The following is a 23251-nucleotide window of genomic DNA, read 5'->3' on the forward strand; positions in this document are numbered from 1 at the left end:
CACTGGAGGCACAGTGATCAGGCAGGCCCATCTATGAAATTCTCAGCTCAAGAGGACGTTTCAGCCCCAATCGACCAGGTGTTTGAAGCCCTGTGCGATTTTGAAATGTTTGAGCGTCAGGCCATGCGCCGGGGTGCGGAGTTGCAGCGGGTTGATCCGTCTGCCCAAGTGGGCGTTGGTATGCGCTGGAAGGTGAAATACACCACACGCGGACGCAAGCGCGACTTTGATCTGGAATTGACACAGTTCGATCCAACAAATCAGATGCTGTTTGCTGCTAAATCTAGTGGATTAGACGCCACATTCACGGTCGACCTGTTGGCCCTGTCGCGCAACAAGACGCGCTTGGCGGTGGCACTGGAAATGAAGCCGCTAAACTTGTCTGCGCGCCTGCTGATCCAGTCGCTAAAGCTTGCCAAGTCGAACCTGACCAAGAAGTTCAAAGACCGCGTGGCGGACTACGCTAAAAACCTCGGCGAGCGGCTACAGAGCACATCCTGATAGGTGGGTCGCGTGCAGGACTGTTTGGCCCAAACAGGCCAAATGCGCCCGCCCGACGACCCGGGTTGTCAGTCCCGCTTGGCCGCTGCCGGATAAACCCCGAGGATATCGAGGCGGTTGGTAAAGAACGACAACTCTTCCAGCGCACGCGCAACGGGCGGATCTTCTGGATGCCCTTCGACATCTGCGTAGAACTGCGTCGCTGTGAATGCGCCACCGACCATGTAGCTTTCCAGCTTGGTCATGTTCACCCCGTTTGTCGCAAACCCGCCCATAGCTTTGTAAAGCGCGGCTGGAATGTTGCGTACTTCAAAGACGAAGGTGGTGATGATCGTCTCGCCCCGCCGGGACATATCTGCCTTTGGCGACATCAGGAGGAAGCGGGTGGTGTTGTGCCCCTGATCCTCTATGTCGCGCGCCAGAATTTCCAGACCGTGGATATCGGCCGCAACGGCTGAGGCAAGAGCGCCCACGCCCATCTCGCCAGCTTGCGCAATGGCGGCGGCGGCACCAGCACTGTCGGCGGCGGCCTCCGACGTGATTCCGTGGGCATCAAGAAAGGCGCGGGCCTGTGGGATCAGAACCAGATGTGCGCGGACGTGTTTTATGTCTGCTAGCGTCTGTCCCGGCACCGCCATCAGGGCGATGCGCACACGAATAAATGCCTCATCCACGATATGCATACCACTTTCGGGCAACAGCCGGTGAATGTCTGCAACGCGTCCGTAGGTGGTGTTTTCGACTGGCAACATGGCCATGTCCGCGCGCCCGTCGCGTACCGTTGCGAACACGTCCTCAAACGTGGTGCACGGCACGGCTATGGCATCAGGGCGCGCTTTGACCACGGCCTCGTGGCTGTAGGCGCCCAATTCCCCCTGAAACGCGATCCGATCTGCCATCTTTGTTCGTCCTTCGTGCACGGCCCCACATCGCGCACAACAACGGGCAGGGCGATTGGTCGCGCTTACTACACCTTGCCAGTTGCAAGGGGAAGCCGTAGATACCCGCGGACAACAATAGGCGACACGGGGACACGATTCCAAATGTTCGACACGATGACCTTCACCAAGATTGCAGCAAGCCTATGTGGTGCTCTGCTTATTTTACTGTTGGGTAAATGGGCTGCTGAGGAACTTTATCACGCAGGCGGACATGGTGAGCAATCCTATGTGATCGACACGGGCGCCGATGAAACGGCCGAAGTCGTCGAAGAAGTGCCTTTTGAAACAATTCTTGCCTCTGCTGACATCGGCAACGGTGCGAAAGTCTTCCGCAAGTGTAGCGCGTGCCACAAAGTGGAAGAGGGCGCGAACGGCACTGGACCATATCTTTATGGCGTTGTTGGCCGCGACGTAGATTCTGCCAGCGGGTACGGATCATATTCCGGTTCGCTTGAGGCTGTCGTCGATGTTTGGACTGCCGAAGCCCTTAACGGTTTCCTTGAAAACCCCAAGAAATATGCCCCCGGCACATCTATGGGCTTCAACGGCCTGCCCAAAGTTCAAGACCGCGCGGACGTGATCGCGTATCTCGACAGCCTGGATGGCTAAATAAAATTGCCTTGTTGGCCGTAAAACAGCCGTTCGCATAGCGCGGGCGGCTTTTTTTGTGCCCAGTTAGGCCTCTCTCACGCTCAAGCGCGCCAGATCACATATTCTCAAGTTGCATATTGGCAGCGGGCGTCATTAGCTTATGTCACAGAACAAGACGGCCCAGAATGCCACCAGACGGAGGATCAGCAATGCGTAAAATCCAAGACCAACACCAAGCACAGGCACGAACGAAAACAGTTCATGCAAGAAACACCCGGTGGGGTTTGGGGATTTTGGGGCTGATCATTACTTTTGCGCTGGCCAGCTTTGTGCGCGCGGACGGGCATGAGACGATCGTAAGCAGCCATGGCTATTCCTTTTACGGCGACTTGAAGTACCCCGAGGACTTTCCGCATTTTGACTATGTGAACCCGGATGCACCCAAGGGCGGTGAAATCTCGCTTGGCACTGTGGGCACGTTTGATTCCATGCACCCCTATACCCGCAAGGGCCGTGCCGGCGCGCTGTCCTCCTCAATCTACGAAAGCCTGCTCGGCGAAGGGGTCAACGGGACTTCGGCACCCGCAGATGTTTACGGCGAATACTACGGTCTGCTGGCAGAGCGGCTTGAATATGACGAAGGCAAGAACTGGGTCACCTTCTACATGCGCCCCGAGGCGCGGTTTTCCGACGGCTCACCTGTCACGGCCCATGACATTGCGTTCAGCCATAATCTGTTGCTGGACGAGGGGCTGAAATCTTATGCCGATGCCGTCCGCAAACGCATTCCCAAAGTCGAAGTGCTCGATGATCACACGATCAAATTCTACTTCACCGAAGGCATCTCGCGTCGCAGCCTGATTGATCAGGTCGGCTTCGTACCCGCGTGGTCTAAAAAATGGTACGAAGAAACCGGCGCCCGTCTTGATGAAAGCCGTCTGGAGATATCGCCGGGTTCCGGCCCGTATGTCGTTAATACCGTCGATGTGAACCGCCGGATTGTCTACAAACGCAACCCTGACTACTGGGCCGCGGACCTGCCGTTCAACGTGGGGCGCAACAACTTTGACAGCATCCGGATTGAGTATTTCGGGGATGCCGAGGCAGCGTTTCAGGCGTTTTTGGCGGGTGAATTCACCTACCGTACCGAAAACGACAGCAAGAAATGGGCAACCGGCTATGACGCGCCCAAGGTGCGCAGCGGCGCCATCGTAAAGACTGAGCTGCCCGATGGTTCACCCCCAACCCCATCCGGGATTGTGTTCAACCTCGGCTCCGAAGTACTCAAGGACAAGCGTGTGCGCGAGGCGATCTCGCTTGCGTATAACTTTGAGTGGACCAATGCATCGTTGCAGTATGGGCTGTTCCAACAGCGGGCATCGTTTACTCAAGATACGCCGCTGATGGCGACAGGCCTGCCAGAAGGTGCAGAGCTCGCGTTCTTGGAAACACTGGGCGATGTCGTTCCCGCCGACATGCTGACCACAGAGGCCCGCATGCCCCACACCTCGAACGAGGAGCGGCTGTTTGACCGGCGCAATGCACGCAAGGCGATGGCACTGCTGGATGACGCCGGGTGGCTGGTCGGCGATGACGGCATACGCCGCAAGGATGGGAAGGTGCTTGAACTCAACTACCTGTTCAACTCGTCCTCTGCCGACACGCTGTCGGGTGCGATGGAAAACTTCGTGTCTAACGTACAAAAGCTTGGCATCGACATCACTTTTGAAAAGGTCGACTCGTCCCAATACACGTCGCGCGAACGCGATCGGGACTATGATCTGGTCTATGACGCCTACGCGCCCTTCCTCGGCACCGGCACAGGTCTGATGCAACGCTACGGATCTGAGGCGGCAGAGTTTTCGCTGTTCAACCCCGCCGGACTTGCCAGCCCAATGGTGGACGCGATCATCGAAGCGTCCCTGAACGCGGAAACGCGCGAGGCGGAAGAGGCCTCGTTGACGGCGCTCGATCGTGCATTGCGTTACGAGTTCATCATGATCCCCGTCTGGTACAAGCCCACGCATTGGGTCGCGCACTACGATATGTATGAATACCCTGAAACGATCCCGCCTTACGCGCTCGGGCAACTGGATTTCTGGTGGTACAACGAAGAAAAAGCTGCCGCTCTGAAAGCTTCTGGCGCGCTAAGGTAATCGCATGGGCCCCTATATCCTGCGCAGGCTGCTGCTGGTCATCCCGACCTTGCTGGGCATCCTGCTGGTCAACTTCACTCTTACCCAGTTTGTGCCGGGTGGCCCGGTCGAACAGGCCATCGCCCGCGCCCAAGGGGGCGGGGACGTCTTTGGCGGCTTTGCCGGGGGCAACAACGATGCGGGCGCGGATGAGCTGAACACCGCCTCTGACAGCACCTATGTGGGCGCGCGTGGTCTGCCGCCCGAGTTCATTGCCGAATTGGAAAAGGAATTTGGGTTCGACAAACCCCCAGTTCAGCGGTTCCTGAATATGGTGTGGAACTATGCCCGCTTTGACTTTGGCGAAAGCTACTTCCGAAGTATCGGGGTCATTGACCTCGTGATCGAAAAGCTTCCCGTGTCGATCACGTTGGGGCTGTGGTCTACGGTCATTGCCTATCTTGTGTCGATCCCGCTGGGCATTGCCAAGGCGGTGCGCGATGGGACGCCCTTTGACACATGGACCTCCGGCGCCATTATCGCCGCCTACGCCATCCCGGGGTTTCTTTTTGCGATCCTGCTGCTCGTGCTTTTCGCAGGGGGCAGTTACTGGCAGATTTTCCCGCTGAGGGGGCTTACCTCTGACAATTGGGACGACCTTGGCACCTTCGCCAAGATTGCAGACTACTTCTGGCACATCACTTTGCCGGTTCTCGCCGGGACAATCGGGGCGTTCGCCACGCTGACCTTGCTGACCAAGAACAGCTTTCTGGACGAAATCAAAAAGCTGTACGTCATGACCGCCCGCGCCAAGGGATTGTCGGAAAAACGCGTGCTTTATGGTCACGTTTTCCGCAACGCGATGCTGATCGTGATTGCAGGCTTTCCGGCCGTGTTCATCGGGGTGTTCTTTGGTGGGTCGTTGATCATTGAAACGATCTTTTCCCTCGACGGTCTGGGCCGCCTTGGGTTCGAGGCAGCGGTGGCGCGTGATTATCCAATTGTGTTCGGGACGCTATATATTTTTGGCCTCATGGGCCTGCTCGTCGGCATCATTTCTGACTTGATGTATGTCCTCGTTGACCCCCGCATCGACTTTGAGCGGAGGGAAGGTTGATGGCTGCCAAATACGCAGAACTGGACGCGTCGATTGTTGTCCCGCCGCGCAAGCGCAGTCTGTTCGAATTGTCCCCGCTTAACCAACGGCGCTGGCGTAACTTCAAGAAAAACCGCCGCGCTTACTGGTCACTATGGGTCTTTTCGATCCTGTTCGGCCTGTCGCTCTGCGCCGAATTCATCGCCTACGACAAACCGATCCTCGTGCGCTACGATGGTGCGTTCTACACTCCGATTTGGAACTTCTATGCTGAAACTGACTTTGGCGGCGACTTTCAGACCGAGGCAAGTTACCGCGACCCGGAAGTTGAATGCCTGATCGTCTCTGGCGGTTTGGACGCGTGTTTCGACGACCCCGAAGGCGTGATCGAAGACGCGCAAGACGGTGAAGTGAACGGCGAGGCAATCAGCAAGGGTTGGACCATCTGGCCGCTGATCCCTTACAGTTTCGACACGGCTGTGGATCGCCCCGGAGCAGCGCCGCTGCCGCCTAATCGTGAGAACCTGCTTGGGACAGACGGGACGAAACGCGACGTGATGGCGCGGGTCATACACGGCTTCCGATTGTCGGTGTTGTTCACGCTTCTGGTCACGGGTGCATCGGCTGTGATCGGGGTGATCGCGGGCGCGGTTCAGGGCTATTTCGGCGGCCGTACAGACCTGATTTTCCAGCGTATTATCGAGATTTGGTCATCCACGCCCAGCCTTTATGTGATCATCATCATGTTCGCGATTCTAGGGCGAAGTTTCTGGCTATTGGTGTTCCTACTCGTCCTCTTCGGCTGGACCGGCCTTGTCGGTGTGGTGCGCGCCGAATTCCTGCGCGCTCGCAACCTTGAATACGTCCGAGCGGCCCGGGCATTGGGTGTCAGCAATCTCACCATCATGTTCCGCCATATGTTGCCCAACGCGATGGTTGCGACGCTAACGATGCTGCCGTTCATCATTACCGGCACGATTTCGTCACTGGCAGTGCTCGATTTCCTCGGCTTTGGCCTGCCGTCCTCCGCGCCCTCGCTGGGCGAACTGACGCTGCAAGCCAAACAGAACCTGCAAGCGCCATGGCTCGCGTTCACCGCGTTTACAGTATTCGCGATCATGCTCAGCCTACTGATTTTCATCTTTGAAGGCATCCGCGATGCGTTCGATCCCAGAAAGACGTTCTCGTGACTGCACTCCTGAATGTAACAGATCTGTCGGTGGGTTTCCGTCAGGATGGTCATCTGACAAAAGCCGTGCGCCATGTCTCGTTCTCTGTCGACAGGGGCGAGACCGTCGCGCTCGTGGGCGAATCCGGCTCGGGCAAGTCCGTCTCTGCCCTCTCTACCGTGTCTCTGTTGGGCGACAGCGCAGAGGTGTCAGGCTCTGTCACCTATGACGGGCAAGAGATGATCGGGGCCAGCGAGAACCTGCTGCGCAAAGTGCGGGGCAACGACATCTCCTTCATTTTCCAAGAGCCGATGACCTCGCTTAACCCGCTGCACACCATCGAAAAGCAATTGGGCGAGAGCCTGGCCTTGCACCAGGGGTTAGTGGGAGAGAACGCGCGGGCCCGTATCCTCGAACTGATGGACAAGGTTGGCATTCGCGACGCCGAAAGCCGTCTTGGCGCCTATCCCCACCAATTGTCCGGTGGGCAGCGGCAGCGGGTGATGATTGCCATGGCGCTTGCCAACCAACCGGATGTGCTGATCGCTGATGAACCTACAACGGCGCTCGACGTGACCATTCAGGCGCAAATCCTTGATCTGCTGGCTGAACTGAAAAAGACCGAGAACATGGGGCTGTTGTTCATCACCCATGATCTTGGAATCGTGCGCCGGATCGCGGATCGCGTCTGTGTCATGCAGCAAGGCGAGATTGTGGAAACTGGCCCGACAGCAGAGATTTTTGCAAACCCGCAACATCCCTACACCCAAAAGCTGTTGTCGGCCGAACCCACGGGCCAGCCCGCGCCGGTGCCTGCCGATGCGCCGATGATTGCTGAAACACAAAACCTGAAAGTGTGGTTCCCGATCACCGCCGGGCTGCTGCGTCGCACGGTTGGCCACGTGAAGGCGGTCAACGATGCCACGCTACAGGTCCATGCCGGTGAAACCGTTGGCATTGTCGGAGAGTCTGGTTCTGGCAAGACCACATTGGCACTGGCGATCATGCGCCTGATCTCGTCCGAAGGTGGGATTGTCTATATGGGGCAGGACATTCGCGGCTGGAAAGTGCGCGAACTACGCGCCTTGCGCAAAGATATGCAGATCGTGTTTCAAGACCCCTACGGCTCGCTCTCGCCCCGCATGACGGCAGAGCAGATCATCGCCGAGGGCCTTACCATCCACGGCGTGGAAGGGGGGCGCGGACAGCGCGAAGTTGTTGCTGAAGTGATGTCCGAAGTCGGCCTTGATCCGGCGACAATGGACCGCTACCCGCATGAGTTTTCCGGCGGTCAGCGCCAGCGGATCGCAATTGCGCGCGCGATGGTGTTGCGCCCCAAACTGGTGGTTCTCGATGAGCCGACCTCGGCCCTTGATATGACGGTGCAGGTGCAGATTGTGGAATTGCTGCGTGGGCTTCAGCAGAAATACGGGTTGGCTTTTTTGTTCATCAGTCACGACCTCAAGGTGGTGCGTGCCATGAGCCACAAGGTGCTGGTGATGAAGCAGGGCGATGTGGTCGAACAGGGCAGTGCGGATGATCTGTTTGAGCGTCCTCAGTCCGAATATACCCGGACTCTGTTGCAGGCGACGCATTAAGGGAAGTTGACAGCTGTCAACTTCCCTTTATTAACAATGTGTTAACTGTTTATGAGGCCGATCAGCATGGCGGCTGCGGCCACCACATGGATCAGCATGATCGCACGATCGTTCCAATGCAGACCGACGATGAACCACCCCACCAGCCCAAAAGCAAAGAAGTAGAGGTTCGCGGGGTGCGCGCCCATTGCCGTTGCTCCGTAGCCGAAGATCTGGGCAATGGACGCACCCCACTTGATCACGTCGGTCGATCCGACGGTACGCTTGGCGGCAATCATAGCCGGTTCAGATCGACACAGGTGGTCCGGGTCGCCTGCCACCATTTGCGTTTCCCGACATGAGTAACTGGCGTGCAGTGGGGCTTGTGGCCTGTGGCGGTCATGAAAGACTGAGCGTAGATGTTTAACATGGGTCACCTCTTGGGTTTGTGTTGTTTGATGCATTCAATATTGATCATCGCGTACATCTGTGCGAGTCAAAGAGAATTCTATTATGTAAGTTGAGATAACATATGAAATGGCGAGAACTTCCTCCTTTGGCGGCCTTGCGCGCCTTTGCGGCCTTTGTTGAGACAGGCAGCGTGGTGGCGGCGGGGGCGGCATTGTCCGTCAGCCATGCTGCCGTCAGCCAGCAGTTGCGCGCCCTCGAAAACCATCTGGGCGTCAGCCTGCTGGACCGGTCGGGCCGTGCGCTAAAACTAACGGCGGACGGCGAAATTCTGGCCCATGGCTGCGCCGAAGGGTTCGAACAGATCGCGCGTGCCATCGCGCTGGTCAGTGGTGCCGAGGCGTCGCGTCCATTGCATGTCTCGCCCACGCCCAGCTTTGCCGCCGCCTGGTTGATGCCACGCCTGCCCGAGTTCCGTGCGGCACATCCGGGGCTGTCCATCGTGCTGGATCCCACACCCGAATTGGTCAAATTAGCGCCTGGCGGCGTCGATGTTTCGATCCGATATGGGGATGGTGACTGGCCTGGCCTGCAGGCTGAACTGCTGCTGGAAACTGCGATGGTCGTCGTGGCGGCCCCGGCGTTGATCGAGGGGGTGGACACGTCTGACCCGGCGAACCTGAGTGCGCTGCCGTGGCTCGAAGAGGTTGGCACAACCGAAAGCACCCGTTGGTTGGATGCGCGTGGCGTCGGGCGAGCGATGCGGGGCAGTTTGACCCAAGTGCCGGGCAACTTGCTTTTGGACGGTGCTCGGGACGGGCAGGGCGTCGCGGTGACCGTTCGTCACTTTGTTGAGGCAGATATCCAGTCAAACCGCCTGTGCGTCTTGCATGAAGATGCGGCGGCCGGGGTCGGGTACCATCTGGTGACCCGCCCAGGTGTGCAGCGCCCACCGCTCAAGGCGTTTGTGAGTTGGATCAGGAAAGCGGCGCGATCCTGAACGATGTTCTGTTTTGATTGGAGACGTCGCACGTGAGACAGTCGCGGCCTTTCGTGCTATAGTGGCAGTATTATGCAGAATTCCAATTTATCCGATACGTTGAAAGGAGTTCCATCATGCCAGATCTAATTCCGGCCGCCGCCAAGAAAAAGATGGAAGGGGCGTGCAAAAAAGTAGCCAAGAAAGTCGGCAAGGCCGTCAAGCCAATCGATGACAAGGCCAAGATCGAAAAAGCGATTAACGAAAAGTGCAAAAAAGAGATCAAATCGATCGACAAGACGGTCGTCAAATTCTTTGCCGAACAGTTGAAGAAAGAGTTGGCCAAGAAGAACAAGAAAGTGGATGGCGAAGCGACCATTCCGAAGATCGACAAGAAATGGGTGCCGAAACCGCCGGGATCGGGGGTGCCGTCCCTGACCATTCCCATCACAGAACTTGTTCTCGACCCAAAACACGACGTGAAGGGTAAGTTTTCCATCAAGGTCTGGGCAGACCCGCGTGAATTCGAGAAGAAAGACAAAGGCGTGATGGTGAACTTCACGCTTGTGAATTGGTAGGGCGTCGGGCGGCCTAGGACGGCCCGATCATAAAGCAGGTCACGTTGCGCGCTTGCAGACGACGGCAGGCAAGATCAGCCCCTTCGCGCGTCATACCCATGAAGTTGGCGTCAAACCCGGCTGGCCGCCGCACGACTTTGCGAAGCGATCCATCCAGCGTCGACATTTCAGCCAATGCAGTTTTCAGCAGGACCTTTTCGGCCTTGTAGCGGCTGGGATAGCGCCCGATGTTCACACCCCAGTGTCGCCCACCGGAGGTTGATACACGTGTGACCACCTCGGGTTCGGTGCTGGCAAGAACCACGTCCGTTGGACGTGCGCTGGGTCGCTTGACTGTAGGTGCCGTAGCCTTTGGTGCGGTTGCGGTTGTTGTCTGTGCCTCTTCAAGTGCGGCTTTGATATCTCCGGGCAGCACGCTTGCTTTCAAAGATGCCGACGCCATCAGGACCGGCGCGTCTGATCCGGGCCGGGACTTTGGACGCAACGAAGTTTTTACGGCTCCGCTCAGGCGGATGATTTTGCCTGCGGCTTGGCCCCCAGAATCGTTGCCCGCCACCACGACGGCGTCGTCGCCAGGCACAAATGCTGGCTTGTTCGGGCGGCGCAGGGGCGCGCGGCTGGGCGCACGGCGAAAGCCGAGGTCGAGCAGTTCAGCAACTTTGGCGTTGCGATTTGCTGTAGATGTGCCTCCGAAAACCGTTGCAATGATCCGTTCTTGTCCGCGCTCTGCGGATGAAACGAGGTTGAACCCGGCGGCGCGGGTGTAGCCGGTTTTGATCCCGTCTGCGCCTTTGTAGGCGCCAAGAAAGCGGCGGTTGGTGTTGGCAACTTCGCGCATCCCTGCATGGGTCGAAATGCGCGAGAACAGGTTATAATATTGTGGGAAGTCGTAGATCATGTGCCGCCCCATGGTCGTCATGTCGCGCGCGGTGGACAAATGCCCGCTTTCTGTCAGACCGTGGGCGTTCTTGAATGTCGTGCGTGTCATGCCCAGCGATTTGGCGGTGCGCGTCATCCGGCGGGCAAAGGCGGCCTCGGAACCTGAGATGGCTTCGCCAATCGCGGTGGCGGCGTCATTTGCGGATTTGACCGCGGCTGCACGTACCAGAAAGCGCAGCTTGATCTTTTGCCCGGAGCGCAATCCAAGTTTGGATGGGGGTTCAGCAGCTGCGTTCTTGGAAATGGTCACCACGGTGTCCATCGAGATTTCGCCCGCCTCGACCGCTTGGAACGCTATGTAGAGCGTCATCATCTTGGTCAGCGATGCTGGGTGCAGTCGGGTGTCGGCGTTGCGTGAATGCAAAACCTCGCCTGTGCGCGCATCGATTACCATCGCTGCATATGGAGCGGCCATTGCTGATATTGGTGCAATGACCAACATCCAGACTGCCAAGAATACGAAAAGCCCTAAACGGGCCGGCGTTGTGTGCCGAACCTTCACGATGAACCTGCCTATGTCTGCCTCTGGCCGCCGATTATTCGACTGGCCTTATTTTGATTGAAGCAATTCTAGCACAGGTCAGATTCTCGATAAAGTGTTGATACCGATAACCCGTTGATTTTTATGCACTGCAACATCGCAACATCTGGGGGTGTCGCGCATTTGCACCCCAATACCGGCAATTGTGGCAAGAATGTGGCGCTATCTCAGGGCGCTCAGAAAATCGGGCAGGGCGCCAAGGTCTGGCAATTCACCGAAGCGCGGATGGCCCACGGGGGCCTCTGCGGCCTCAAGCGCCCATGCCAGATCATGGGGTACAAAAACGCCATACCCACCCGCATCAATCATTGGCCTAACGTCAGATTTCATGGAGTTGCCGATCATCATGCCCGTCTGTGCCCCACCAAAGCGGTCAAAGATGCGGGTGTAGACCTGCGGATGTTTGTCAGAGACGATTTCCACACCGTCAAACATGTCTCCAAGGCCCGATTGAGCCACTTTTTGCTCCTGATGCAGCAAGTCGCCTTTGGTGATCAGCAAGACAGGTCCGTAGGATTTGGCGGCCTGTACGGCCTCGGCTGCGTACGGCAACAGATCGATGGGGTGTTGCAACATGTCCTGTCCCGTCGCGATCAGGTCAGCGATCACGTGGCCCGGGACACGGTTGTCTGTGACTTCTAGGGCCGTTTCGATCATCGACAGAACGAACCCTTTGATCCCAAATCCATAGTGCCCGAGGTTGCGCCGCTCTGCCGCCATCAAAACCGCGTCCAGATCAGGCGTATCAGTGTGCGGGGCAAGCAAATCGGCAAACCGCTCTTGCGTCAGTTTGAAGAAGCGTTCGTTGTGCCAAAGGGTATCATCAGCATCAAATCCGATGCATTTGACGGGCGACGACCGGGCCTTGCTGTGCCTATTCATGTCAGACATATCCAAGGCCCCTCTTTTCTAACGCGCATCTTACGTTATATAGACCACTCACAACACCACCACTGGATTCTAGGTTTGATGAGGGCGCGCATGCAGCCAGACGTGCATATGATGGCAGGTCCGCAGGACGAAGACGGCGATACGTCCGTCATCACTGACGTCAAGCCCAAGACCAAGCGCCCGCCGCTGTATAAGGTGCTGCTGCTCAATGATGACTATACGCCGATGGAATTTGTGGTCCATGTGCTGGAACGGTTCTTTGGCCTCAATCACGCACAAGCCTTTGAGATCATGCTGACCGTGCACAAAAAGGGCCTCGCCGTTGTCGGCGTGTTCAGCCACGAGATTGCCGAGACGAAAGTGGCGCAGGTCATGGACTATGCCCGCCGTCATCAGCATCCGCTACAATGCACCATGGAGAAAGAAGAGTAGGTGATTTCTGATCGCCTGCCTTTGGCGCTCGATGCGGTGACGCTGCCGAGCGATGGACCGATTGCTGTTTTGCACCCCGCCAACGGAGCAGACCTGTCCGCTTTGCCGCGTGAACGAGTACTTGTTGTGTCGCCGATGGCGACGGTGTGTGCAGGGTTTGCCGCGCGGGGCTATGAAGTGGCCCCCGAACTTCCTGCTGACACGCGCTTTGCCACAAGCGTGGTATGCCTGACCCGTGCACGAGTCGAAGCGCAGGCGTTGATCGCCGGAGCCATGGCGCGCACAGACGGTCTGGTGATTGTAGACGGGCAAAAGACCGACGGCGCGGATTCGATGCTGAAGGCGATGCGCGCGCGGGGGGATGTCAGTGCGCCGATCTCAAAGGCGCATGGCAAGATTTACTGGGCAGATGGTGGCGCCGACTTTTCGGAATGGGCCAAGGGGCCGGAGTTGCAACCGGGAGGCTTTTGGACTGCGCCGGGCGTGTTCTCTGCAGACGGCGTGGATCCTGCGTCGGAGTTGTTGGTGCAAGCACTGCCCGAGGTCATGGTCGGCACGGTTGCTGATCTGGGAGCTGGGTGGGGGTACTTGTCGGCGCACGTTCTGACCCGCGACGTCAAAGCGGTGCATCTGGTCGAAGCCCATGACATGGCGTTGCAATGCGCGCGCCACAATGTCACGGACCCGCGCGCAGTGTTCCACTGGGCGGATGCCACAACATGGACGCCGCCCGAACTGGTCGATGCGGTCGTCATGAACGCGCCCTTTCACACTGGCCGCGCCGCTGATCCGTCATTGGGCCGTGCATTTATCGCGACTGCCGCCCGCATTCTGAAGCCGCACGGGGCGCTGTGGATGGTCGCCAACCGCCACCTGCCTTACGAAGAAGCGCTGACAGACGCCTTTGTCAAAGTGGTTGATTTGGAAGGCGATGCGCGGTTCAAACTGGTGCGGGCCGAACGGCCCAAGCGAAAACGGGGATAACCATGTCATTTTCCATCAGCGGCAAGACCGCGATTGTGACCGGTGCCGCAAACGGCATTGGTCTGGCCATTGCCCGACATTTTGCAGATCGCGGAGCAAACGTGATGTGCGCGGATATGGATGAAAAGCGCCTTGCGGATGAGTTGGGTGATGTAGCGGACGATGCCAGCATTCGTTATTTCGCAGGCGATCTGCGGCAACGGCTGACCATCGCCAACCTGATTTCGGCAACCATTGATGCCTTTGATGAGATCGACATTCTTGTGAATGCCTCGCGTCAGGTCATGGAAACCGATGCGCTCAACCCCGAAGACATGTCTGTGGACGATCTGTTTCAGCAGAATGTCATGACCGCACTGCGGCTGACCCAGCAAGTCGCCCGTCGGATGATCAAACAGAACGAGGGGCGTGAAGGGGATGGTGGCAGAGGCTCGATTATCAACCTCAGCTCAATCGCTGCGCACCAGACGCGACCTGAGTTGCTGGGATATTCCATTGCTTCGGCGGGGCTGGAACAGATGACACGTTCCATGGCCTTGGCGTTGGCGCCGTCGGGCATTCGCGTAAATGCCGTGGCGTTTGGGTCGGTCATGTCTGCGTCGCTTAAATCCTCGATCAGCAGAAATCCGGATTGGCGCGAAGAGATCGAGCAACGCACGCCGCTCCATCGGATCGCCAGTCCGACTGAGTTGGTAGATGCCGTGCAGTTCCTTGCGTCGGACGGATCAGGCTTTGTTACCGGGGATGTCATGACAGTGGATGGCGGACGCAGCCTGCTGGATGCAGTCGAGTCGCCTGCGCACTAAGGTGCTTTTGCTCTTGGCCCCCGAGCGGCCCTTGGGCTAGAAAAGTGTCAACTTTACAGGACGGCGCCCATGACCGAACAGTTCGACACCCAGAAAACCCGCGCCGCTGCTTGGTTCCGCCAATTGCGCGACGATATTGTTGCGGCTTTTGAGGGTTTAGAGGCAAGCCACGACACTGGTCCGATGTCAGACGCAGCCCCTGGCGCGTTTGATGTGAGTGAGACCAAGCGCACATCTGATGACGGGTCAGATGCTGGCGGTGGTTTGATGAGCGTGATGCGGGGCGGGCGTGTGTTTGAGAAGGTCGGCGTCAACATTTCGACCGTTTATGGCACCTTGGGCGAGCGCGCACAGAACGCCATGGCCGCGCGCAAGGGCATTCCGGGCATGAAAGACGATCCGCGCTTTTGGGCCTCGGGCATCAGCCTCGTTGCGCATATGCAGAACCCGCATGTGCCTGCGGTGCATATGAACACGCGCATGTTCTGGACGCCCCATGCGTGGTGGTTCGGCGGCGGGTCTGATTTGAATCCTTGCATCGAGTATGATGAGGATACGGGTCGTTTCCATGACCAGCAGCGGGTGCACCTCGACCCGCATGGTGCGGATCTGTACCCCAAGCTCAAAGAATGGGCGGACGAGTATTTTTATGTCCCGCATCGTGGCCGCGCCCGCGGTGTTGGTGGGATTTTTATGGACGACCTCTGCACCGGAGACTGGGAGGCCGATTTTGCCCTGACGCAGGACATTGGCCGCGCGTTTTTGCCTGCGTACCTGCCGCTGGTCGAAAAGCGTCGGGTGCAGCCTTGGGACGACGCGGACAAGGATGCGCAGCTGGTGCATCGCGGTCTTTATGCAGAATACAACCTTGTCTACGACCGGGGCACCAAGTTTGGTCTGGAGACAGGCCACGACGCCAACGCCGTGTTGATGAGCCTGCCGCCTTTGGCAAAGTGGGTTTGACCGGGGTCTAAGCCGCCTTTGCGCGACACAGACAGCTTGCGCGGATCGCGATATCTGCGCGCGCTGTCGCCTGATCCAAGAGCCCCTTGATATGCGTGATCTCCACCGTCTCACCGCGCCTCTGCAGACATTCGTGCAACCCATGCAAGGCCCAGACGTTGCGGGGATGTTGGCTTGGGCGTGGTAGTTTGCCATCCAGTCCAAGATCCGCACGGTAAACGGCCTCGGCCTCTTCGTGCTCTCCCGCCTCCATCAGAAGTGCGCCCAACGCGTGGCGCGTCGGCTGCGGCCATGACCATGGTTCTTCGTAAAGCAGGTTGTCGTCGCATGCGACGGCTGCACGCAGATGGTCTAGCCCTTCGGCCTTGCGCCCGGCTTTGAACGCTATTTCGCCGCGCATCATCTGTTCGGCCACACCTAGCACATCGCGCGCGGCGTTCTGGAACAGGTAACGGTCCTCTGGCACGGCTGCATAGGCGGCATCGAAGGCGGCGCCAGCGGTCTCAGCTTCTTCGTGGCGGCCCAGATTGGCCAGTGCGACGGCGCGCGCGTAGAGGATCAGCGCATTTGTCGTCGTGTAGAGTTCTTTGTCCTCGGGCAGGTCCAGATCAAGGATGTCTGACCACATCCCAAAGCGCACATAGACGTGCGGTTCGGCTGCGACGAAGGTTTCAAACAGGTCGGGGTAGACGCGGACAACTTCGTCCGGCACCTCGGCACGCAAACGGTGGGCGGTGTCGATGGCCGCGGCCTTCTGGCCCAAAAACATCGCCCCATAGAGCGCAAAGTGCAGGTTGTGGATGCGATAAAGCGCGTAGAAATTTGCAGCCCCCGCATGGGCTTTATACTTCTCATCAACTTCCGCTGCGGCCAGATTGCGCGACAGTACGTTCTGATAGTCCCCGCACAGCACGTCGATATGCGTGGCCATGTGCACCAGATGCCCGGCATCAGGTACCAGTCCGTTCAGGCGGTCTCCATGCCGTAGCGCCAACTCAGGGTGCGGCGACATCTCCATCAGGTGGATGTACATGTGCAGCAAGCCGGGGTGATCCCACGCATCCGGGCGCTCGAAGGCGCGTTCCAAAACGGCCTGTGCCTCGACGGTTGATGCCTCGGGGTTTGGTATGCCTTTCCAGAAGTCCCATAGCTTCCATGGCGTGCGGTTCATCAGCGCCTCGGCATAGACAAAGGTCACGTCCAGATCGTCGGGAAAGGCGTCGTAGACAGGCTTCATCGCGGCGGCGAACCCGTCATTGAAGGGCTGGTAGTCTTCGATGGCAGGATCGTCCGGGTAGCGTAGGGCGAGCGCTTCAAGCAGTGCTTTTTCAGGCGGAGTTGCGGTTGATGATGCAATGCCTGTGCTTAAAGCCTCGTGTGCACGGGCAAGGGCGGGGGCCTTTTCTTCGGGCGAAAAAACCTCCCAAGGTTTGTTATAATTCGGCCCGATTGCATAGGCGATGCCCCAGTAGGCAAGCGTACAATCCGGGTCAGCTGCCAACGCGTGATCAAAGCATACAATCGCTTCTTCGTGGTTGTAGCCGAACAGCCAGATAAGGCCCCGATCAAACCACATTTGCGCATCGGGGATGGAACTTGCGGGGCGCGAATATGTGCCCAGATCAAAATAGTCTGTCATGGTCAGCTATCCTTTTTGTCAAAATAATGCACACATCTTACAGGGTTTGTGCCGATTCTGCGCAAGGAAAGATTGATGGCTCAGTGCCAGTCGAAAAAGCTAGGGCCGGCGCGTTTCAGCAATGTTTGCGCAAGCGCCGTACCCATGTCGGGTCCATCCGCGATGTCGCCGGACACTGTATCAGACATCGCGTCTGACCCATCCGGGCGCAGTACTTCGCCGGTCAGTTTCAGTGTCGAGCCGTTGAGTGTCGCCAGACCGGCAATTGGGGTCTCGCAGGATCCATCAAGCGTGAACAAAAACTGCCGCTCGGCGGCGAGACGTTGACCGGTTTCTGTGTGATGAATAGCTGCCAGCATATCTGCGGTATTGCTGTCATCCGTGCGCCGTTCGATCCCGATCGCACCTTGGGCAATGGCGGGCAGCATGTCGGTTGGATCAACCGGAGTGGCGGGCACATCAGTCATCTCAAGCCGGTTGAGACCGGCACAGGCGAGGAACGTGCAGGCCGCAACTCCGTCTTGCAGCTTTTTCAGCCGGGTTTGTACGTTCCCGCGAAACTCCACCACATTTAGGTCGGGCCGTTTGTTGAGCAATTGCGCACGGCGGCGCAGAGAGGATGTGCCGACTGTAGCACCTTCGCTCAGGTCTGTGATGTGCTTGGCACTTGGCGAGACAAATGCATCGCGCACGTCCTCGCGCGGCAGGTATGTATCAAGGATCAGACCGGCGGGCTGTACGGTTGGCATGTCCTTCATCGAGTGCACGGCGACATCAATTTTACCTGCCAGCAAGTCCTCTTCAATCTCTCGGGTGAAGAGCCCCTTGTTGCCGATTTCCTTTAGCGGGCGGTCAGCGGCCACCATAGCGCGGTCATCGCCCATGACCTTGATCACGATGATCTCGAACGCCTCAAAAGGGAGGTCAAAAGCCGCAGCCAACCGCCGGCGGGTTTCATACGCTTGGGCCATCGCCAGAGGAGAGCCGCGCGTGCCGATTTTCAGTGGCGCAGTTGTGTTTGGAAGTCGCATTGTCATGGGTTTATCTTTTAGGTGTGTCAACTTATCCTGACAACTGGAAACGACGAGTCAAAGGCAGTGCGCGATGAAAGATGCGGTTCAAACCAAGACCATACTGAGGGCGCTTGCAGGTGAGACATTGCCGACCCCGCCCATCTGGATGATGCGTCAGGCCGGTCGATATCTGCCCGAGTACAAGGCGACGCGTGCGCAGGCTGGGGACTTTCTGTCGTTGTGTTACAATCCTGAGCTGGCCGCCGAGGTCACCCTTCAACCCATCCGGCGTTATGGGTTTGACGCGGCGATTCTGTTTGCCGACATCCTTTTGGTGCCGCAAGCGCTGGGCGCTGATTTGTGGTTTGTGACTGGCGAGGGGCCGCGGCTTTCCACCATAACCGCTCAGTCAGATTTCGATGTGCTGAAACCGGTGAGTGCCATCCACGACACGTTGAACCCGATCTATGAGACCGTGCGAATCCTGCGCAAGGAACTGCCCGAAGAGACGACACTGATTGGATTTGCAGGGGCTCCGTGGACCGTCGCCACCTATATGATTGCGGGGCAGGGTACGCCTGATCAGGGACCCGCACATGCTTTGATGCAAGGCAATGTTGCGTTGTTCGAAGCTTTGCTGGCCCGGATTACGGCGGCGACAATTGAATACCTTTCCGCCCAAATCGATGCCGGTGCGGAGGTCGTCAAGATTTTCGACAGCTGGGCGGGATCGCTCAAGGGTGAGGCGTTTCAGAAATATGCGGTTGCCCCCTGCGCTGAGATCACAGCCGCCATCAAAGCGCGCCATCCGGACATTCCGATCATCGGTTTCCCACGTGAGGCTGGAGACGGGTATATCGGGTTCCATAGCAAAACCGGTGTCGACTGTGTTGCGCTGGACAATTCCGTTTCGGCGGAGTGGGCGGCAGCCAAGGTTCAGGTCGATGGCTGTGTGCAAGGAAATCTGGCTTCGTCCCACATGGTGACGGGAGGACAGGCGCTGGTGGATGAGACGCGGGCAATCGTGAAGGCCCTGTCGAACGGCCCGCATATCTTCAATCTTGGCCACGGAATTACACCCGATGCGGACCCCGAAAATGTGAGGCTGATGATTGAGACGGTGCGCGCGGGCTGAACCACTGGTTTTCGGTCTTGACGAGTCGGAGGGGCTGGCATAGGTGACGCCTCCATGGCGCGGTAGCTCAGCTGGTTAGAGCGCTCGACTCATAATCGAGAGGTCGGGAGTTCAAGTCTCCCCCACGCCACCACATCCCAACCAGAGACTTACTTGTCGACGTCCGGTCTAGCGGTTGGCCCGACGTACGCGCGTCCGCTGTCGCGGCCACTCTGCTTCGGGAGTTCAAGTTTCCCCCGCGCCACCACATTCCAACCAGAGATTTACTTGTCGACGTCCGGCCTAGCGGTTGGCCCGACGTACGCGCGTCCGCTGTCGCGGCCACTCTGCTTCGGGAGTTCAAGTCTCCCCCACGCCACCACATTCCAACCAGAGTTTTACTTGTCGACGTCCGGCCTGGCGGTTGGCCCGACGTACGCGCGTCCGCTGTCGCGGCCACTCTGCGTCGGGAGTTCAAGTCTCCCCCACGCCACCAGTCCTTCAGATCGAACAAATGTACTGGTCTCACCCGGCGTGTCCCACGCTGGGACAGGCGGTCGGGTGCTATAAATCAATGGGTTACAGAGGCGAGGTAAGGATCTGTTTACACTTTGGCCGCTTTGGCCTGGGCCGACACCAAAGCCTTTATCGCCCGTTCTGCGTCTGCCTGCGGGACGAAAATGTGGTCGTGGTGATACGCGGCGACAACGTTGCAAGATATGTCGACCTCTGTGAGTGCGCCCGCCACAGCCGCCGTCAGCCCGACGCCTTCGAGATCGGAAAACACGTTCAACGTGATCAGTCGCATCGTGAGGGTCGTGTCATAGCCCTGCTCTGCGGCAACCGCTTGGGGCAGGATCAACGTCACCCCTTCGGCTTCTCGCATGACCGCAAAAGCTTTGGACACAAGACCTGCTGCCTTTGCCAAGTCCGTTTCGCAGCAGTAAACCCACGTGCCCTCCGTCAGAACCGGGGTCATGCCAGCGATCATAAGATGTGTATCTTTGACGGTCATGGGACAATCCAATGGGTAAGCGGGCTGAAAGTCAAATTCGGAAAACTCCAAATAGCAGCCGAGATCCAAGACGGACCGCCCGGCAAGTTCAGCGATGGGTGGATTTTGTTATGCGGTTTTGCCAAGCCGGTGTTAGTGACTTTTTCAACCAGACGCAGTGCTTAGATCGGGGAGAAACGTGAGCATATGAAAGACTTCCGATTGCTCAATCTGGCGCTTGCGCTTTTTGTCATGCTCGCCGTTGGGTGGCTGCTTTATATCGGGCGCCCGATTATTCTGCCATTGGTGATGGCGCTGATCACCGTTTACGTGATGGTGTCGGCGTCAAATCTATTGCATCGACAACCGCTGTTGCGTGTTTTGCCTGCTCCGGTTCTGCGGTTTTCGCTTTTATCTGTGTTTGCCATTATTGTCCTGGCGCTGGCCTTTCTGACCGCTGCAACGATCCGGGAAATCGCGTCTCAGGCGACGGTCTATGAGGCAAATATCGACACCATACTGGAAGGCATCGCGACGCGGTTTGAGCTTGATCGCCAAGAGATTTGGGAAGAATTGCGTACCGTCACAATCGATGCCTTCGACTTGCGTGCCGTGTTTCTTGGGGCTTTGGGCGGCTTTTCCAGTGTCGGGGCAACGGTATTTCTTGTCGTGATTTACGCGGCTTTTCTTATGAGCGAGCGCGACGCGTTTGATTCCAAAATCAAGGCGGCTTTTGACACTGAGGAACAGTCGGAAAAAGTTCTGGAGTTTATCAAAGCGATCAACAGCCGGATCAGTGACTATCTCGCAGTGAAAACCCTGATCAATCTGGTGCTCGCGGCGTTCTCATTCGTGGTGCTTTGGGCGCATGGAACGGATTTTGCGTTGTTTTGGGCCGTCCTGATCGGGCTGCTGAACTACATCCCTTACATCGGCTCATATTTCGGTGTTTTCTTTCCGGTGGCATTGTCTGTGGCTCAGTTCGGATCGTTATATGTGACACTGTCGCTCACTGGATTTCTGGTTCTGGCACAGGTTATCGTTGGCAACGTTTTGGAACCACGCCTTGTCGGACGGCAAGTGAACCTTAGCCCAATAGTCGTGCTTGTCGCTCTGTCGGTCTGGACCGCGCTGTGGGGCATACCCGGAGCCATTCTGGCGGTGCCGATGACATCCGTTTTGGCCATTATTCTAGGCAGTTTCAAAGAGACGAGGTTTCTGGCCGTTCTACTGGCCGAAAAGGTCGATGCTGAGGACCAAGCGACGGCAACGGAAACCTGAGCGCGCCGCCGACTGAAGAATTGAGCCGTAGTGCGCCGCCGCTCATTTCAGGGATCTTGGATGTCAAACGTTGCGCGGATCTTCGCATCTGTGGCCGGGTCTATGTAGTCCGGCGCCTGAGCGGCCAGTATCTCGTCCACCCTCTTGCTCGCACGGTCCCATGCCGTCAGTGCGCCTGCTTCTGCCCATGCACGTGGTGTTTCGCGATCGGCGAGTTGGGGGTACACGTAGTCCCGTTCCATCGCAGCGATGGTGGCAGCACCACCCAGAAAATGTCCTTCGCCCAGCACAGCCGCACAGATGCCGTCATAATCCAGAGTGCTTTCGCTGACCTCGACCCCGCGTAGGATGCGGTAGGTGTGGCCGTGCATTTCATCATCCAGCACGAACCCCTCGAAACTGGCGCCAAGAAGCGCCGAGGTCATACCTGAGCTTTCGTAGATTAGGTTGCCACCGGCGAGGGCTGCCGCCAGTGACGTCAGCCCCTTTTCTGCGCCGTATTGCGCATCCAGCGCCTTCGCATCGGTCATGGACGCAGCCACGCCTGACACGAGGCCCAGCCAGTTGATGATCTGCGCCGAGGCTGCGTTCATCACCGCAATCTCGCCACCGCCGCCCGAAAAGGCACCGGTGCGCAGGTCAATCACGAGGGGCCAGTTGGAAAAGACCATGGGGTGACCGGGCTTGATCGCGTGGACCATGACGAGGCTGGCCAGTGTTTCGGCGAGCGATTGGGCAAGGAACCCGGCGAGTGTTGCCGGAGCAGTGGCCCCGGCCTGCGCTGCTGTGATGCATGAGACGGGAATGTTGTGTTCAAGGCAGGCGTAGGTTGTGTCGACCGCATCCGCGCCGAACCGCATCGGTGAAATCACCGGGCTGATATGCGCTTTGACAAAGGGGCGGTGCGCAAACGCGCCGTCGCCCCCAGCCGCCATATCAAACATGGCGACGATGGGGGCGACGTGCTCCGCGAGTGTGAAGGCGGTTGCAACGGGTTTCGTTGTGTTCCGCAGAAGGGCGTAGGCGGTGTTGACGTCCAGCGTCCATTCATCCGGCAGATCGGTGGCGATGCAGCAGCGCGTGAACCAGCTGACATTGGTCAGGCTGTCCTGTAGCCGCGTAAAGTCGTGCAGATCGGCGAGGGTTGAGGCGCGGTACTGGCGGGTTCGGCGGTCGAGCGTTTGTACCGCCGCGCCGCCGGTGCCGAAGTGGACTGCATTTCCGCCAACCTCGATACTGCGCGCAGGGTCGCGGGCGTGCAGGGGGAAGGTTTTGGGTGCGGTTGCGATGGCGTCTTCGACGAGGCTGCGGGGGAATGTGACGCGCCCCGAGGCTGTTGAGCTCGCACCTGCGGCCTCGAGGCTTTGGCGCAATCGGTCGGGCACTTCGCCCATCCCAAGGTCGGACAGCAGGCGGAGGGCTGTGTCGTAGATGTCTTGGACTTCTTGGCTATTCAGCGGTTTGTATGTTCCGCCCTGTTGTCCCGGCGGGGCCGGGTTGGACGGTGGGCCAGCGGCGCGGGCGGCGGTTCGGGCCTTGCGTCCTGCGCGTTTGGGGCGGGTATCAGACATGGTGCAATGGGGCCCATGGCGGGTGCACCGCACAAGCCCCGTATGTTTATTTCAGTGTTTCTGAATGCATGTTTTCAGAACGGCAAAGATAGAAAAGCCTGATTGACC

At 58.1% G+C, this 23251-nt stretch carries 22 protein-coding genes and 1 tRNA gene; 15 read left to right on the plus strand and 8 right to left on the minus strand.

Annotation, left to right across the window (positions count from 1 at the left end; translation table 11 throughout):
* Positions 1-33: 33 nt before the first annotated feature.
* A complete protein-coding gene (locus tag DHN60_RS04200; RefSeq protein ID WP_108836039.1) occupies positions 34-501 on the plus strand; it encodes an SRPBCC family protein in 468 nt (155 codons plus the stop codon).
* A 68-nt stretch (positions 502-569) separates the two neighbouring features.
* On the opposite strand, the gene DHN60_RS04205 is transcribed toward DHN60_RS04200, so the two are convergent.
* Positions 570-1400 (minus strand): prephenate dehydratase, encoded by an 831-nt coding sequence (locus DHN60_RS04205; protein ID WP_108836040.1) that lies wholly within the window; start codon positions 1398-1400, stop codon positions 570-572.
* Between the two features lie 144 nt (positions 1401-1544).
* Here DHN60_RS04205 and DHN60_RS04210 point away from each other — a divergent pair, with 144 nt between their 5' ends.
* From DHN60_RS04210 to DHN60_RS04230, 5 genes are all read left to right on the plus strand, one after another.
* Positions 1545-2051 carry a cytochrome c family protein gene (locus tag DHN60_RS04210; protein WP_108836041.1) on the plus strand — a complete coding sequence of 169 codons (507 nt, stop codon included), beginning with the start codon at positions 1545-1547 and terminating at the stop codon, positions 2049-2051.
* 191 nt (positions 2052-2242) lie between these two features.
* Positions 2243-4189: an extracellular solute-binding protein gene (locus DHN60_RS04215; RefSeq protein WP_108836042.1), complete on the plus strand. Its 1947-nt coding sequence runs from the start codon at positions 2243-2245 to the stop codon at positions 4187-4189.
* Between the two features lie 4 nt (positions 4190-4193).
* A complete protein-coding gene (locus tag DHN60_RS04220) occupies positions 4194-5285 on the plus strand; it encodes a microcin C ABC transporter permease YejB (RefSeq protein ID WP_108836043.1) in 1092 nt (363 codons plus the stop codon).
* 59 nt (positions 5286-5344) lie between these two features.
* On the plus strand, positions 5345-6454 hold the full coding sequence (locus DHN60_RS04225; protein WP_234423538.1) for an ABC transporter permease: 1110 nt from the start codon (positions 5345-5347) through the stop codon (positions 6452-6454).
* On the plus strand, positions 6451-8031 hold the full coding sequence (locus DHN60_RS04230; protein ID WP_108836045.1) for an ABC transporter ATP-binding protein: 1581 nt from the start codon (positions 6451-6453) through the stop codon (positions 8029-8031). Before DHN60_RS04225 ends, DHN60_RS04230 begins: the two co-directional genes overlap by 4 nt.
* A 41-nt stretch (positions 8032-8072) precedes the next feature.
* Here DHN60_RS04230 and DHN60_RS22920 read toward each other — a convergent pair whose 3' ends face one another.
* A complete protein-coding gene (locus tag DHN60_RS22920) occupies positions 8073-8474 on the minus strand; it encodes a DUF6552 family protein (RefSeq protein ID WP_306415973.1) in 402 nt (133 codons plus the stop codon).
* Between the two features lie 68 nt (positions 8475-8542).
* On the opposite strand from DHN60_RS22920, the gene DHN60_RS04240 reads away from it, so the two are divergent.
* Both DHN60_RS04240 and DHN60_RS04245 read left to right on the plus strand, forming a co-directional pair.
* Positions 8543-9418, plus strand: coding sequence for a LysR family transcriptional regulator (locus DHN60_RS04240; protein WP_108836046.1), 876 nt, complete (start codon positions 8543-8545; stop codon positions 9416-9418).
* Positions 9419-9534: 116 nt separating this feature from the next.
* Positions 9535-9975 (plus strand): hypothetical protein, encoded by a 441-nt coding sequence (locus DHN60_RS04245; RefSeq protein WP_108836047.1) that lies wholly within the window; start codon positions 9535-9537, stop codon positions 9973-9975.
* Between the two features lie 13 nt (positions 9976-9988).
* Here DHN60_RS04245 and DHN60_RS04250 read toward each other — a convergent pair whose 3' ends face one another.
* Positions 9989-11356 carry a D-alanyl-D-alanine carboxypeptidase family protein gene (locus DHN60_RS04250; RefSeq protein ID WP_306415974.1) on the minus strand — a complete coding sequence of 456 codons (1368 nt, stop codon included), beginning with the start codon at positions 11354-11356 and terminating at the stop codon, positions 9989-9991.
* 261 nt (positions 11357-11617) lie between these two features.
* Entirely contained in the window at positions 11618-12346 is a 729-nt protein-coding gene (locus DHN60_RS04255; RefSeq protein WP_234423515.1) for an HAD family hydrolase, read from the minus strand.
* 90 nt (positions 12347-12436) lie between these two features.
* Here DHN60_RS04255 and clpS point away from each other — a divergent pair, with 90 nt between their 5' ends.
* The 4 genes from clpS (at position 12437) to hemF (ending at position 15531) form a co-directional block, all read left to right on the plus strand.
* A complete protein-coding gene (clpS, locus tag DHN60_RS04260) occupies positions 12437-12778 on the plus strand; it encodes an ATP-dependent Clp protease adapter ClpS (RefSeq protein ID WP_108836048.1) in 342 nt (113 codons plus the stop codon).
* A complete protein-coding gene (locus DHN60_RS04265; RefSeq protein ID WP_108836049.1) occupies positions 12779-13762 on the plus strand; it encodes a class I SAM-dependent methyltransferase in 984 nt (327 codons plus the stop codon). It begins immediately after the preceding gene.
* A 2-nt stretch (positions 13763-13764) separates the two neighbouring features.
* Positions 13765-14568 (plus strand): SDR family NAD(P)-dependent oxidoreductase, encoded by an 804-nt coding sequence (locus DHN60_RS04270; RefSeq protein ID WP_108836050.1) that lies wholly within the window; start codon positions 13765-13767, stop codon positions 14566-14568.
* Between the two features lie 69 nt (positions 14569-14637).
* On the plus strand, positions 14638-15531 hold the full coding sequence (hemF, locus tag DHN60_RS04275) for an oxygen-dependent coproporphyrinogen oxidase (protein WP_108836051.1): 894 nt from the start codon (positions 14638-14640) through the stop codon (positions 15529-15531).
* A 7-nt stretch (positions 15532-15538) separates the two neighbouring features.
* Here the strand turns inward: hemF and DHN60_RS04280 are convergent, their stop codons facing one another.
* A complete protein-coding gene (locus DHN60_RS04280; protein ID WP_108836052.1) occupies positions 15539-17170 on the minus strand; it encodes a hypothetical protein in 1632 nt (543 codons plus the stop codon).
* Between the two features lie 80 nt (positions 17171-17250).
* Complete coding sequence (gene hemC / locus DHN60_RS04285) at positions 17251-18207, minus strand: hydroxymethylbilane synthase (protein WP_108836053.1); 957 nt, start codon at positions 18205-18207, stop codon at positions 17251-17253.
* A gap of 67 nt (positions 18208-18274) precedes the next feature.
* On the opposite strand from hemC, the gene hemE reads away from it, so the two are divergent.
* Both hemE and DHN60_RS04295 read left to right on the plus strand, forming a co-directional pair.
* Positions 18275-19318 (plus strand): uroporphyrinogen decarboxylase, encoded by a 1044-nt coding sequence (gene hemE, locus DHN60_RS04290; protein WP_108836054.1) that lies wholly within the window; start codon positions 18275-18277, stop codon positions 19316-19318.
* A 56-nt stretch (positions 19319-19374) separates the two neighbouring features.
* A tRNA-Met gene (locus DHN60_RS04295) sits at positions 19375-19451 on the plus strand.
* Positions 19452-19901: 450 nt separating this feature from the next.
* On the opposite strand, the gene DHN60_RS04300 is transcribed toward DHN60_RS04295, so the two are convergent.
* Complete coding sequence (locus DHN60_RS04300) at positions 19902-20312, minus strand: ACT domain-containing protein (RefSeq protein ID WP_108836055.1); 411 nt, start codon at positions 20310-20312, stop codon at positions 19902-19904.
* Between the two features lie 186 nt (positions 20313-20498).
* Between DHN60_RS04300 and DHN60_RS04305 the strand changes: the two genes are divergently transcribed.
* Positions 20499-21572: an AI-2E family transporter gene (locus DHN60_RS04305; protein ID WP_108836056.1), complete on the plus strand. Its 1074-nt coding sequence runs from the start codon at positions 20499-20501 to the stop codon at positions 21570-21572.
* A 47-nt stretch (positions 21573-21619) separates the two neighbouring features.
* Here DHN60_RS04305 and DHN60_RS04310 read toward each other — a convergent pair whose 3' ends face one another.
* Positions 21620-23143, minus strand: a complete 1524-nt coding sequence (locus DHN60_RS04310; protein WP_108836057.1) for a trimethylamine methyltransferase family protein — start codon at positions 23141-23143, stop codon at positions 21620-21622.
* Positions 23144-23251 lie beyond the last annotated feature (108 nt).

The sequence above is a fragment of the Tateyamaria sp. Alg231-49 genome, assembly GCF_900143535.1.
In the GTDB taxonomy this organism is placed as follows: domain Bacteria; phylum Pseudomonadota; class Alphaproteobacteria; order Rhodobacterales; family Rhodobacteraceae; genus Tateyamaria.